Here is a 12,870-nt window from a genome sequence, read left to right on the forward strand (position 1 = left end):
TAACAAAAAAATCCGAATAGGAAGTATTCCTTGGGCTATCTAAAATAATTATTTAGCAGGCTTCATCTATTACTGGCTATATCTAAGCAGCTATGTTCTATGATAAATGTAGACAATTCTTTTCTAGGTGCAATATATTTATCAAATGCCTCTTGCGCATAAGGAGCTATCCAACTCTGACTGCCATCGGGCGGATTAATGCCGCAGTCTATACTATCTTCTAAATCTCTAATCGTTAATTGGGATTGACGATAACAGCAAATACGGGTCAGGCATATCCCTGACCCGTATTTTATTTTACCCATTATCGCAAAAAAGTATGAGATTTGTGTCAACGTAGCATTCTGGGATGATGTTAGTATAATTCCTAGCCATTATGTTATTAGAATTTATTTAAGTTTTCAATATTAAAGAATGCATCAACACCATCATCGTATATGGCCTGTAAATCATCCTCTGTAGCAGTACAAACCTCTGCATATTTGCCTTTTTCCAATGTAAAGAAAAGGGCGAACTCATCGATGTTTCTTTCTAGAAAATGATTCAATACATATGGACTGTGTGTGGCAATCATCAAAGAATTACTACGGCCATTCAAAGTCTTTTCAATCAACCAATCTGACACTTGTGCTTGAGTTGGTGGAAATAAATTATTTTCAGGTTCCTCTAAATATACAACATTATGGTCTGTAAGCAGGTAATGGCCATAAATATCATCAAATTCATTTGCTGTCTTCTTGTCATCAAATTTTAATAAGTTACCAGCAACAATCTTGTTATATGGTAATCTGACTGTAATCTTAGACTTTTCACTCTCATCTGTAAATGAGGTTTCTCGTCCTATTGTACGTCCTTTCTCTTTAAATAATTTTTTATAAATGTTTTTAAGGAGATCAACATCTTCCCAATCGCCAGCTATACGTTTTGCTTTTTCAGATTCATATTGAGTAGTATATTCATAATTAAGCAAAACGAAAAGAGGAATAAGCGACTGAAGACCACTTGAAGTATTAGTAAAATCCATAGGCAACCCTTCTTTACCAACTATTACCTCATCTTTCTTCTTATCAGGATTAAAACGATAAGAAACGCTTAAATTAAGAATTTGAAGATCTGCAATGGAACTTTTGCGTGCATTCTCCCAATCTGTCATAAAATTACGGATATTATTACGTTCCATACTTACTTCAAACCAATTAGGAATTGCACCTACAAGGTTGCGTTCGGAAGGAATGTAACTAATCTTTGGGCGACGATATTCCCATTGTTTTTTACCCCATGAAAAATCAAATTTATTAGAATTAAAATCATATGAAAACTTCATAAACTCCGATTCATACGAAATGTAGGCATCCTTACGAAGATATCCTTGCATTTTATGAAAAACTATCAAGTCATTTACGAAATGATCGTCAGAAGAGAAATAAGAAGAAGACTGGGTAAGTTCTATTCGCTTTTCAACCCATGAACAGTAACTCGCAATCTTCAGAAGAGTACTTTTTCCCTGAGACTGTGGACCAATAATTACATTAATGCGCTTTAAATGTACATCTGCATTAGATAATGGACCTATATTTTTAATTAAAAGATGAATCATTGGGATAATTGTTTTGTTTATGCAAAGATAGCAAAAAAAGTACTAAGTTAGTCGCTATTATATTAAAAATGATACATAACTAGCTTAAGCATCCAAGAAACTTCATACAAACTATAAAAGTATGGTGCAAAATTACTCCTTGTTGATTTATTAAATACCAGGTCAAAACCATAATGCTCCAGATAAAATCGGAAGATATTCCACGAATCTGTGGCATGGGCATCCGATTGAGCTGCATCATTCCAACCTAATTCGTCGAGATACAAATGAGTATCATCATCCCATTGGGTAGGATGCCAGAAATTGCTCTTCAGTTTTGTTCGTATCATTTTCCTCTTCCTTTCGAATATTCTTGTTTATCTGGCTTAGTCATATCTCCCGTTTTTTATATTGGCTCGCACTCATCCAACTTATCAATCATCTTAATAAGCGGCTTACCATCAATCAAGAAATGTTCAAGCACGTCATTACCACTTTCGAATCGGGTAATCTTTGCAGTAAACGCATCGTCGGATAACCACACACCATCATCATCTACCATAAAGTAATAAAACTTATCTTGATAACTAATCATGAGGTCATATCCTTGTACAGCAAAATCATAAAACAAGGTTTCCTCCTTGTCTGTCTTGTATCCATGATGAGCATCTCCATTATACTTATATTCAGGAGGATACACGCCATTGTAGCGATTTCCGTAAAGATCGGTCATAATGTAATTTTTGTCCATAAACTTACTTTTATGATCAGCGGTATGAATTTTCATTTGGACAAAGATAGTAGAATAAATTGGGAAATACAAACGACAAATGCTGAAAAATGTAACATTAACTTTCACAATTCACCTTGCGCGTGATCAAACCAATCTTATAAAAAGCAAAGGCCACCTGAAAAATCAGACGACCTCGTAACTCTTTCAACATCTTGGTTGATGAGCGAAACAAAGGAATATCTCCAAAATACCCACTTACCGCCAGGTAAAATCCAAAATTACTCGGCGGTAAGTGGGTATTTTTCGCAAGTTCACAATAGAAGTGCAATTTTCTAAGGTGTAGTGGTATGAAAACTTAATACCTGAAAACACCGAGGGGTTTGGGGGCGAGCAGCCCCCATGATAGCATGAACTTGGAATTTCAACAAGCAATGCATAAAAAAGAAAAAAGGGAGACCGAAATCTCCCCAAGAATAACTAATTTTGCATTGCTATGTACAAACAGTTAAACTCGAAGCAAAGATTCACAATTTTTATCTTACTACAAAACGGAATGAATAAAAAGCAGATTGCAACTGCAATAAAAGTTACTCAAGTTAGATATAACTATGAAACAGCTCAAAAGAATGCAGAATACCACAAACGGCGTACCCCTGGCAATCGCGCAATCAAAGCCGAAATAAAGACTGAAGCCATCAGACTCCTCAAAGAAGAGCTATGGTCTTCCGAGCAGATTTCAGGACATCTTGCTAAATATGAGATATTTATCTCTCATGAAAGCATTTACCGTATCATTCGGAATGACAAACGGAATGGTGGAAGATTGTACAAGAATTGCCGTCATAGGCTGAAGCATCGAACTAGACCAGTTGGAGGTAAGAGACAAACTATTCCAAATAGAGTAAGCATTAGTGAAAGGCCTGTAGAAACTGACGGGAAATGCTTCGGAGACTTTGAAATGGATACTATTGTGGGAAAAGGTAATCATGGAGCGATTGTTACTCTTACAGAACGCAGTACCAATCTGCTGCTTATGCGAAAATAGAAGCATGGCAAGAACGCTGATAAACTGGCTGAAGCTGTCATACATTTACTTTGGCCATATAAGGATGTAATCAAAACTATCACTACCGACAATGGTTTGGAATTTGCTTCACATGAGAAGCTAACCAAGAGTATTGGAGCGCCTGTCTATTTTACTGATCCATACTCCTCATGGCAGAAGGGAGCTATTGAAAATATAAATGGATTAATCAGACAGTACATACCAAAATCAACAACGTTTGAACGCATAAGCCAACAGCAAATTACAAAGATTATGGAAAAAATTAACAATAGACCAAGAGCAAAACTCAACTTTTCAACACCAAAAGAGTGCTTTATGAAGAATATAAACTAAATTTGCACTTGCTTGTTGAATTCGCGATATTACTTATTGAAACCGTCACTTTAAAAGTCTTTAAATAATTGCCCATAATAACTAAATGGCTTACCCATATAAAAAAGAGCTTTGTTACGAGAGTTAATATCATCGGATGTACTCTTCGTTTTTTGGGGTGTATTCATGTGGTCAAGAAAATGCGATGCTTTACGTAATTCTAACATCTTGTGTCTATCCAGACCTTTAAGTTGCTTCTCTGACCATGGATTCTTATCTAATATTTTATACGCGGATGCCCAACTATGTATATTGGGACATGTCTTGTAATTCCATAAATTTACCCTACCGACACTCATTCCAATCAATCTATTCTCAATCGATGAGTAAATAGTGTTAGAAGAATAATTCGCATCATGTTTTTTGTAATAGTTAAGTAGTTCCCACACAATTTGATGTTGTTTGTCTAACTGCTTCTCGTATGACTTATGGCGAATTCGTAATTGTCCTTTCCAATTAATATCAAAGCCAACAAAAGTTATCCATGGGTGAACTTCTTTTTCTGGAGCCCCCCATTTATAAGGACCACGTGATTTCCCATTCCAAAAGTCTTTGTAATCTTCATACTTAATAACCTCGCTCTTATGAGGGTATAACTTCGCCATTCTAATAGCTTCGTTATAGCTATTTAATGTTTTGGCAACTTGAGATTCGGAAGTACCTATTAAGACCATATCATCACAGAATCTCAGATATTGTACATTCGAATTTCCAATAGATCTTACGACATGTTGATCGACATAGTGCATAACTATATTTGCTATGACACCTGATAATGCACCACCTTGAGGAACACCACACTTGGCATTTTTTCGTTTTTCCAATTCAGTAACCCACTTTATCACTACAGGATAGCCAGGATATTTCTTTTTTATCTTATTCCATACATGTGAGTCTTGCTTTCTATTTAGCAGAAACACATCTTTACGAAAGTCAAAGCATCCAATATAAGAAAACATCCATGCTTTAATGATTCTATATTCTGACATACTAATTTTCCCATCTTCCCTAACTTTTGTCATTAGCATCAGGAAACGATCCTTAATTACACTATGGTTAATGGTATCATAGAACTTTTGCATGTCACATTCAGCAACAAACAAGATTCTATCAATATGTTTTTTTCGGTAATCTACGATCTGACATATAGAATTCATATGTTGAAACATATACCTATCACCATTTTTGGGAGGTCTGAACGCATAGGAACATGGAAGAAAATATTCATCTAACAGACGTGTGATTATACCATTATAAAGGGATAAACAAATCTTCCATTTTAATTTAAACTTGCAAATAGGTCTACATTCCACAATTCCTTTTGGATCTATTTTTTTGAATAATACAGAAACTATAGGCGATGGAATTTTTTGAATAGGATTAAGAGCTAATGACCGTATTTCCACGACATATTTCATTAATCTCTTGTACCAATCAGGATGGTTAAGTTTTCCTTTCTCTTTATTATAAGTAGCTGTTAACTTAAATGTATTTCTATAAACGGAATCCTTATTAAGTCTATTCTTCTTGCCAATATGACACCACTCTTTTCTTGGAGGGAAAAGACTATAAATAAAAGCCTCGTCGACTGTAAACTCTGATTGCCTTCTTTCGAGTTTATCAAATGAGACGAAGTCTTCCTGTTGCATGATATCAGCTCTTTTGTCAGCTAATCTACATCTTAGTCTAATTAGTTTGCTTACGATAATATCGTTTTCAAAATATGAACTTAGCATAGGGATAGGAGAATATAAGATAGACGTAAAAAAATATTCAGAAGATTAGGGTTCTTCGGTACAACACGTCAGCGAAGTGCCTCTTTATTTCCCGTGTCAAAACTTACTGCCAGAAGAATCTGGTAGTCTTATCTATCCGACTTAACCCCTTTTTCCCTTGCTAAGTATATGATTGTTTGAAAACCAACTTTACCACTGTTTTTAAGGTAAGCATCAAAAATGAGACGCTCACTCTTTTGCTCGTCATGATATACTCCATCAAGCCTGCAGAACTTAAGAAACAGTTCTCGTCCTTTCACTGGATGAATACTAGAGGATATAGCAAATGCAACTTTTACCCAATTTTCATAACTATCTGTTATTGAAATATTTTTCTTTAACAGTTTCTTGTATAATTCCATCAGCTTGTGACGGTAATAACTATTTTCTGGATATTTTCTATTTTCTCCAATTAGATTATTCCAGCCAAGTGGCTTGATTGGAACCTGTTTATGTTCGCTTACAGGCTTTGTATGTTTATCTTGACCATCTACTATTATATCACCATCTGAAACAAAGAAAGCTTCAGCCACTTCTTTTATAATAAGATGAGGATCCCAACTCATAAAACATAACCTAGATATGTCTGAACCACTCTTGTCTAATTCAATACCATATTGCGCCAATAAATACATATATAGCTTTTTGAATGCAATTCTGTGCTTGTATTGTATATCAGCACTATCAAGAGAACCACCAAACTCCAATCTAACAAGCCCCTTGTACCCATCGCCAGAAGGTGATTTCCAAAAAGATGCTATGTAAGTATCAGACAATAAATTTGAATATATCCTAGCTGTTTCCAAATTATCTATGTGATCAATATCTATAACAAGAAGTTCCGTGTAATTAGTACATCCCTCAATATTCCGCTTGTTTTGAAATGTTCCACAGAAAGTTACTGCAGGAAGTGAACTCTTCAGACTTTTTGCAGCTAAAGAATCTGTAGCTTTTAGCATTCTAATTCTTAAAATTTCCGATTTAAACGCATCAGATGATATACCATTTAACACCCTCTCTACATTTACTATGTGGGTGGGATTTCCTTTCATAGACTGAAAGTAAGATATATCTACTTGGGCAAAATATTCTAAGGGAGAATATGTCATATTATAAATTACTGAATGTATTTCTTATATAGTCTGATAAAAACATCGTCCAAAACAACGAGCATCACAAATCGATAGAAATAATTATGCTTATAGTAATTTTTATCAGCCAAATCACTAAGGTCTGGTAAATTCTGTTGGTATGACAATGTGTTATGTGCTATACGATTTCTTTGCTTATAGACTACTTGTTCGTACATGTCTACAAGAGAACCTTTCAATAACTCTGTCTCTGATGGTGTAACATTAATACTTTGAAAATCATTAATATAGTTATTTTGAAAATTGAGATAATCTCTAACTCTCCATTTGGTAAAAATGGATTGGGCCAAAGTAATATGTATTTCCTTTAGTCGATCTCTAAATGCCCAAGTACCTTTAGATTCTTCAATATGCCGAAGAAATTTTGACTCCGAATATGGTTTGTTAAGGATACCTGCACGCATTTTCTCTTTTTCTTCTAGTGATAAAATCTTACCCCTATTTTTTTCAGACTTAAGAATATTATTGATTTTGTCTAATCGTTTCTTTTTCTCATCTTCTTGCCAAGTCTCTCGTTCCGAATTCATCTTTTTTTCGGGGATATCATAATCATCCCAGATAGCTTTTAGTGAGAATGTTCTTTTCTTTCTTTTAATAGCATCAATTAAATCCTTATATACATTATTTTTATCAGTATAGGACGAACACTCTCCATAATTCTTGGAACGAAGAAATTCATACCGATACTGATAGTCATCCGTAGCTATCTGCCAACAGATACATTTCATTTTCTGCTCCAAAGCGCCTGTCATATTTATAAAGACAGACTGAAGGTAATACTCGCTCATAGGGTAACTACCAATACCGAAAGGGAGCGAATTACAAGCATTAATTCCCTTTATCAATATAGTATAAATGGGTTCCAATATGAAATCTGTATGAATATCAGTATACATATTTTGAATATATTTCAATGGATTCTTTTAATCGATCTCTGACATTACCTAATCTGTTAGGACTCTTACTATATCCAGTATCTTCTTTTTTCCTTTGGATAGCTTTAGAAATTTCACGAGTTAAAGAAGTAACATTTTCATTTAAAGCCTTTCCTTTAAATACGACCTGATATATTAATCCAAAGAACCAATAGTCTACATCAATCCAAGATTTGAATGAGTTATTTTTATCCAGTTCAAAATCTTTTTTTAATTTTTTTACCTCACTATTCAATTTCACATAACGCTCTTTCCAACATGAATTAGGGAATACTTTAGTAAACTTGAAGCCGTCAAATTTCTCGATATGCTCTTCTTGTTCGAGTCCTAATATAAAGGATACGTAATCAGCATAGTATGCTTCACGTGATGAATAAGCAGAATACCATTTCAAAACTTGTTTTATGTCACCATCACAGATAACGTACTGAGATAATATGGCTAAATATCTAACAAAGTCTATTCTCGTATTAACCATCTTCTCCTGAATAGTCAATCCACATAAAACATCTACTTCAGGATTTATCAGTCCTTCAAAGAAATATTTGAAATCCACATTTGTATAATACAATGATCTTCTACTCTCTAGCACAGATAATCTCTTACCAAAGAAATTCATGTTTCGAAATAGTCTAGTATAACCGTTTTGAATTTCTTTTCCTACTTGAGAGTTAGGTACTATGTAGGAGAATCCTAAAAAGGTATTAGTCAGAAAATTGCTCATGGAATCTTCTTCATCTGTTGAGTCTAAACCATCTATCTTGATTTTTACATAACGTTCATCAGATGACACTCTTTCTCGGATCTTCTCAATAGTATTATTGTGAATATTATCCACTAACAGATTCTCGAAAGTCCATTTTACAGGCCCTCTTGATTCTGAATCTGAATCTACACTATCATCATCAGAAGCTAAGCTTGCTGCTGCTTCAAACTTATTCAAATCAGGTGCATAGCCTATATTAGCTAAAATAAGTGATGTTAATCTCTGCTGACCGTCTAATATTAGGTTTGTATCGTTATCATCACCATTTGAATAAAGACCTATTGTTACTGGTTGAACGAATTGACCTTTTTGAAAGGACTTTATTAATCGTTTGATATCTCTTACATCCCAAACAAAACTTCTTTGATACTCTGGAAGCACTATCTTTTTTGAAAGCATCATGCTAATCCAGTGCTTTAGGGAATATTCCCCATAATATGTTCTTGATTTCATTTTAATCTAATCATTATAATGTATTTGTAGGCACAAGATTCTTGTAGGCATAATTCCTTTTTATAAATTTATACATACTTCTCAAATCTAAGTTTAAAACGGCAACTCAGTATTGTCTAGATTAAACTCATTAAAGTCTCCACTCTTCAGGACCAGATTATCGAAGATGCCAGCCTGCTTCGCAGTTGCGCTATCACTCTTACTTTTGTAAATAGGGACTTCATCTGGAATATACTCAATTCCAATCTTCTTAGTTTCTTGATTGACCAATGCATCATGATTAAAAGAATAGATTTCCAACCTGTCTTCATATACGAGATGTAGGTGATTCAAATAATTCTTTGAGCGAGGATATACTCTCCAACGGACTACTTCGCCAGGAATTACGGTTACATTTCCGTCTTCGTAACCTTTTTTTAATGCAGACTTGAATAGAGAAACTTCTATAGGCATTTTTATAGACCAATTACTCTTATTCTTATTGTTTCCTCGATGTTTACTCGATATAGTGTATATCACCTCCCTTTCTTCAGTGATTTTAATTGTGTTTTGGTAATCAAGTTTATAATTAATCATGAATTCTTCGTAAATATCTATTTTTTTCGAAATACGTGTTTCTACGCAATCATAATCGTTCCTAGAAACAGTCATACCTAAATGGCTGTGATTTCTCTCATTTTGCTGTAATGATTTTCAGCATAAACATAACATCATTCTTCTGTTGACAACTTCAACACATCTTTTGTATGGTAAACCTTCATTTATAACTTAAAATCAAGCCACTCGATACAACGGTCAATAGTATCGTCAACATCTATACAAATTATTCTCGTATGATTTATTCTTCGAATGGTATCTGTAGTTCATTCAGTCTTTCAGCACACACTTGTTTACTGAACTCTATCTGATGATAAGATATTCGTTTTAGAATATCCTTGAAAACTGGGGAAGCTGAAATATGCTCAATAGCAAAATTGACCATATCTTTATCAAGTTTTTCTATTTTATCTAATGTACTTTTCTTTATTATGCCATCAGACAAATCTTTCTCTACATCAGCAACGTCCTTACTATGCAGTAAATATTTGAATAGCTCTATAGCTTGTTTGTCGGGATCAGTAGCCTCTGGCAGTAGTTTCATCGAATCAACAAAAGAGCAAATCTTTGCAGTGTAATTAACAAAATTATCATGCCATTCTGCTATATATTGTTTCTGAACAGTATTCATCTTATTTTCTTAAGTCTAGAAATTACAAAATCACGGTATTAAATAGCAAGTATATTACAAGATTCAATATCCTCGCTTCATCATTTTTAACTGCCTACGACAGCTTATCTTTATCCATAAGGGCAAATAAGCACAGTTTGCTGATAGGAAGGTCTTTGGACTTATCTAGAATGTTCAGAATTTCAGACTCAGAGAGTTTCGAGAACTGCTCGAAAGAAATCTGGTTGCTCCTATACAGGGCAGACCAATGACATCATAGTGCCGTCATAACTTTTCTAGTTTTCATGAAACAAGTCCCTGGTATACACCTTTTCTTTTGAATCATCCAAGCAAGCATCATATCGGTTAGCGATAATAGCATTACTCTGTGCCTTAAACTCTTCTAAGTTATTCACCACCTTACTGCCAAAGAATAAAGATCCTTCCTCCAGTGTTGGCTCATAGATGATAACTAGCACCTTTGGCCTTGACACGCTTCATGATGCCCTGAATAGCAATCTGACGGAAATTATCACTAAACATCTTAATAATAGAATCCCAAGGTAGACCATGAAACATTAAATTATTATAAATAGCAAATCCTACAGGCTGATACTTAGACAAAGAAAAAATCTTATTAGCATGATAAGTTATTTTCTGTCCTTGCTGCGATGTTACAGTAGCTGCACTGTCTGCGGCAAAAGCTATACCTGTTCTATTTAATACTCATACAATTGCGGTCATACAGATTGTTTTGATATAAATTTTAAAATGGTATATTTTAATCGTCTCTACTTTGTATTAAACCCTAGAAAAGCATTTACGCGTTCCCGGAAAAAATCTCTGACTCACACCTTTGTATTTATGCTATGTAAAATACGTTTTTAGCAAAGTATTGTTCTGATTGCATTAAGTAATCCATTGTCCTCGTTACTTTCAATCTTAATCGATGACTTGCATCCAGCATTAATACCTGCTTCTACATCCCGATCACTGTCACCTATCATAATAGACTGTGACAAATCTATATTGAAGTCTTTTGCTGCATTCAATAATAGACCAGGCTTAGGCTTTCTGCAGTCACAGTCAATCTTATATTCGGGGCGTTCACCTTCAAATCCCTTATCTGGATGGTGAGGACAAATATAGATGCCATCAACATATGCACCTTTTTTACCCAAAAGCGTGGCCATCTTTTTATGAATCTCATTGAGTTCCTCCCATGATACTTCGCCACGAGCTATCACTGGCTGATTTGTAACAACTATAGCCAAATAACCACTTTCGTTAATTTGACGGATAGCTTCAGCAACGCCATCGATTAATTCAAAGTCGTCAATATTACGTAAGAATCCAACATACTTATTGATGGTACCATCTCTATCCAAGAAGATAGCTTTTTGCTTGTTTTTTAGATTCTTGGCTTCTACAACACCATTTTGATAGTCTGCTTCTACCTGGTGGAAACGCTCTGGTGTACCCATATCCTTCACATATTCAGGACTATCATAACAGTACATTTCGCCTGTTCCACAGAGAGGCTTCAAGATTTGACGGTCAAGATCTACTTTATCTTCCAAATCAACCTTCTCAGCAAACTGATCAAGGATTTTTGGATCCATGATATGTAATCCAGCATTTACACGGTTATCATACCATTGTGGATGCTCATCCTCTTTGGCCAACCACTTTTCCACCTTGCCATCAGCATCTGCAATAATCAAGCCACTATCATACGGATGTGAGTTAGGATGCGTGAAAAGGGTAACCAAACCACCATGCTTCTTATGAAAATCAAGCATACGATTGAAGTCGACATGGAAGGCAGCATCAGCATTCAACAATAAGAAGGGTTCCTCACCAATCTTGTCTCGTAAACGAAATAATGCTCCCGCGTTACCTAAAGGTTGTTCTTCCACGAAATAATCAATTTGAACCCCCAGTTGACTACCGTCACCGAAATATTTAATAATTTGATCAGCTAAATAACCTACCGTCAGAATAATATCCTTAAAACCCTGTGCAGCGAGCATACGTATCTCTCGCTCCAAGATAGGCATACCATCTATGGGAATCAAAGGTTTAGGTATGCCAGGTAACAACTGAGCAATACGTGTACCACGGCCACCTGCCATTAATATCGTCTTCATCTTATCTTGTTTTCTAATACTAAATTATGCACCAAAGAAATGATCTTCCAACATCAAGCATAATGCATGATAAACTGGAAGATGCAACTCTTGGATCATATACGTTTCAGTCTCTGGTACATGGATACATGCATCAGCAAACTTCTCCAATTTATTTTCTTTCTGACCAGTAAGGCCAATTACCTTCATACCTTTTGCCTTAGCCACAGTAGCCGCAAAGAGTACATTCTTGCTATTACCAGAAGTCGAAATGCCAAGAAGAACATCTTCTGCATTACCAAAACCGTTAACTTGCTGTGCAAAGCAAAGAAGCGGCTCACAGTCATTCATATAAGCTGTAGTTAAACCAGGATGTCCATCTAAAGCGATGGCAGGCATAGCTCCCTGCAAATTTTCAGCAAGGATAGTACCTAGTTCTTTATCAACTTCTTTTAGAGCTTCAGCTTGTTTGTCTGAAAGTTTTCGAGGATTTTTAAATCCCTTCATCAACTCACCAACGATGTGCTCTGCATCTGCAGCAGAACCACCATTGCCACACACCAACAGTTTACCACGATTCGCATACGATTCTTCCATGATATCGTATGCTTTGATAATATCTTCCTTGCAAGCTGCAAGAACAGGATAGCGTTCGATTAATAAATCGACATGTTTATTGAGTCTTTGTTCCATGAATATAATGATGT

General features: G+C 35.1%; 11 protein-coding genes and 2 pseudogenes. 1 reads left to right on the forward strand and 12 read right to left on the reverse strand.

Features of this window, described 5'->3' with window-relative positions:
• Positions 1 to 382 precede the first annotated feature (382 nt).
• From L6469_RS11170 to L6469_RS11180, 3 genes are all read right to left on the reverse strand, one after another.
• Complete coding sequence (locus tag L6469_RS11170) at positions 383 to 1,597, reverse strand: ATP-binding protein (protein ID WP_006282005.1); 1,215 nt, start codon at positions 1,595 to 1,597, stop codon at positions 383 to 385.
• Positions 1,598 to 1,659: 62 nt separating this feature from the next.
• The gene (locus L6469_RS11175) at positions 1,660 to 1,926 is read right to left on the reverse strand and encodes a hypothetical protein (RefSeq protein ID WP_006282004.1); all 267 of its coding nucleotides are present in this window, start codon (positions 1,924 to 1,926) and stop codon (positions 1,660 to 1,662) included.
• 56 nt (positions 1,927 to 1,982) lie between these two features.
• On the reverse strand, positions 1,983 to 2,327 hold the full coding sequence (locus tag L6469_RS11180) for a hypothetical protein (protein ID WP_006282003.1): 345 nt from the start codon (positions 2,325 to 2,327) through the stop codon (positions 1,983 to 1,985).
• A 475-nt stretch (positions 2,328 to 2,802) separates the two neighbouring features.
• Between L6469_RS11180 and L6469_RS11185 the strand changes: the two are divergent.
• Positions 2,803 to 3,708, forward strand: a pseudogene (locus L6469_RS11185) (IS30 family transposase).
• Between the two features lie 50 nt (positions 3,709 to 3,758).
• Here the strand turns inward: L6469_RS11185 and L6469_RS11190 are convergent.
• From L6469_RS11190 to L6469_RS11230, 9 genes and pseudogenes are all read right to left on the reverse strand, one after another.
• The gene (locus tag L6469_RS11190; protein WP_006281480.1) at positions 3,759 to 5,483 is read right to left on the reverse strand and encodes a reverse transcriptase domain-containing protein; all 1,725 of its coding nucleotides are present in this window, start codon (positions 5,481 to 5,483) and stop codon (positions 3,759 to 3,761) included.
• Positions 5,484 to 5,611: 128 nt separating this feature from the next.
• On the reverse strand, positions 5,612 to 6,631 hold the full coding sequence (locus tag L6469_RS11195) for a BT4734/BF3469 family protein (RefSeq protein WP_143067217.1): 1,020 nt from the start codon (positions 6,629 to 6,631) through the stop codon (positions 5,612 to 5,614).
• An 8-nt stretch (positions 6,632 to 6,639) separates the two neighbouring features.
• Positions 6,640 to 7,425 carry a hypothetical protein gene (locus L6469_RS11200; RefSeq protein WP_177181316.1) on the reverse strand — a complete coding sequence of 262 codons (786 nt, stop codon included), beginning with the start codon at positions 7,423 to 7,425 and terminating at the stop codon, positions 6,640 to 6,642.
• A 133-nt stretch (positions 7,426 to 7,558) separates the two neighbouring features.
• Positions 7,559 to 8,827, reverse strand: a complete 1,269-nt coding sequence (locus tag L6469_RS11205; RefSeq protein ID WP_039869600.1) for a DUF262 domain-containing protein — start codon at positions 8,825 to 8,827, stop codon at positions 7,559 to 7,561.
• A gap of 93 nt (positions 8,828 to 8,920) precedes the next feature.
• Positions 8,921 to 9,280 carry a hypothetical protein gene (locus L6469_RS11210; protein ID WP_143067219.1) on the reverse strand — a complete coding sequence of 120 codons (360 nt, stop codon included), beginning with the start codon at positions 9,278 to 9,280 and terminating at the stop codon, positions 8,921 to 8,923.
• 385 nt (positions 9,281 to 9,665) lie between these two features.
• Positions 9,666 to 10,055: a hypothetical protein gene (locus L6469_RS11215; RefSeq protein ID WP_039869604.1), complete on the reverse strand. Its 390-nt coding sequence runs from the start codon at positions 10,053 to 10,055 to the stop codon at positions 9,666 to 9,668.
• Between the two features lie 275 nt (positions 10,056 to 10,330).
• Positions 10,331 to 10,580, reverse strand: a pseudogene (locus tag L6469_RS11220) (UDP-glucose 6-dehydrogenase); the annotation flags it as partial.
• A 338-nt stretch (positions 10,581 to 10,918) separates the two neighbouring features.
• Positions 10,919 to 12,184 (reverse strand): D-glycero-beta-D-manno-heptose 1,7-bisphosphate 7-phosphatase, encoded by a 1,266-nt coding sequence (gene gmhB / locus L6469_RS11225; RefSeq protein WP_006281486.1) that lies wholly within the window; start codon positions 12,182 to 12,184, stop codon positions 10,919 to 10,921.
• A gap of 24 nt (positions 12,185 to 12,208) precedes the next feature.
• Positions 12,209 to 12,856: an SIS domain-containing protein gene (locus L6469_RS11230; RefSeq protein ID WP_006283766.1), complete on the reverse strand. Its 648-nt coding sequence runs from the start codon at positions 12,854 to 12,856 to the stop codon at positions 12,209 to 12,211.
• Between the last annotated feature and the right edge of the window lie 14 nt (positions 12,857 to 12,870).

Origin of the sequence: Segatella baroniae B14 (assembly GCF_022024235.1) — a bacterium.
Classification (GTDB): domain Bacteria; phylum Bacteroidota; class Bacteroidia; order Bacteroidales; family Bacteroidaceae; genus Prevotella; species Prevotella bryantii.

Bases quoted from the DNA above. Each gene is read 5' to 3' on its own strand.
- L6469_RS11170 (WP_006282005.1), bottom strand. From the start codon at position 1,597: ATGATTCATCTTTTAATTAAAAATATAGGTCCATTATCTAATGCAGAT.
- L6469_RS11175 (WP_006282004.1), bottom strand. From the start codon at position 1,926: ATGATACGAACAAAACTGAAGAGCAATTTCTGGCATCCTACCCAATGG.
- L6469_RS11180 (WP_006282003.1), bottom strand. From the start codon at position 2,327: ATGGACAAAAATTACATTATGACCGATCTTTACGGAAATCGCTACAAT.
- L6469_RS11190 (WP_006281480.1), bottom strand. From the start codon at position 5,483: ATGCTAAGTTCATATTTTGAAAACGATATTATCGTAAGCAAACTAATT.
- L6469_RS11195 (WP_143067217.1), bottom strand. From the start codon at position 6,631: ATGACATATTCTCCCTTAGAATATTTTGCCCAAGTAGATATATCTTAC.
- L6469_RS11200 (WP_177181316.1), bottom strand. From the start codon at position 7,425: ATGACAGGCGCTTTGGAGCAGAAAATGAAATGTATCTGTTGGCAGATA.
- L6469_RS11205 (WP_039869600.1), bottom strand. From the start codon at position 8,827: ATGAAATCAAGAACATATTATGGGGAATATTCCCTAAAGCACTGGATT.
- L6469_RS11210 (WP_143067219.1), bottom strand. From the start codon at position 9,280: ATGCCTATAGAAGTTTCTCTATTCAAGTCTGCATTAAAAAAAGGTTAC.
- L6469_RS11215 (WP_039869604.1), bottom strand. From the start codon at position 10,055: ATGAATACTGTTCAGAAACAATATATAGCAGAATGGCATGATAATTTT.
- gmhB (WP_006281486.1), bottom strand. From the start codon at position 12,184: ATGAAGACGATATTAATGGCAGGTGGCCGTGGTACACGTATTGCTCAG.
- L6469_RS11230 (WP_006283766.1), bottom strand. From the start codon at position 12,856: ATGGAACAAAGACTCAATAAACATGTCGATTTATTAATCGAACGCTAT.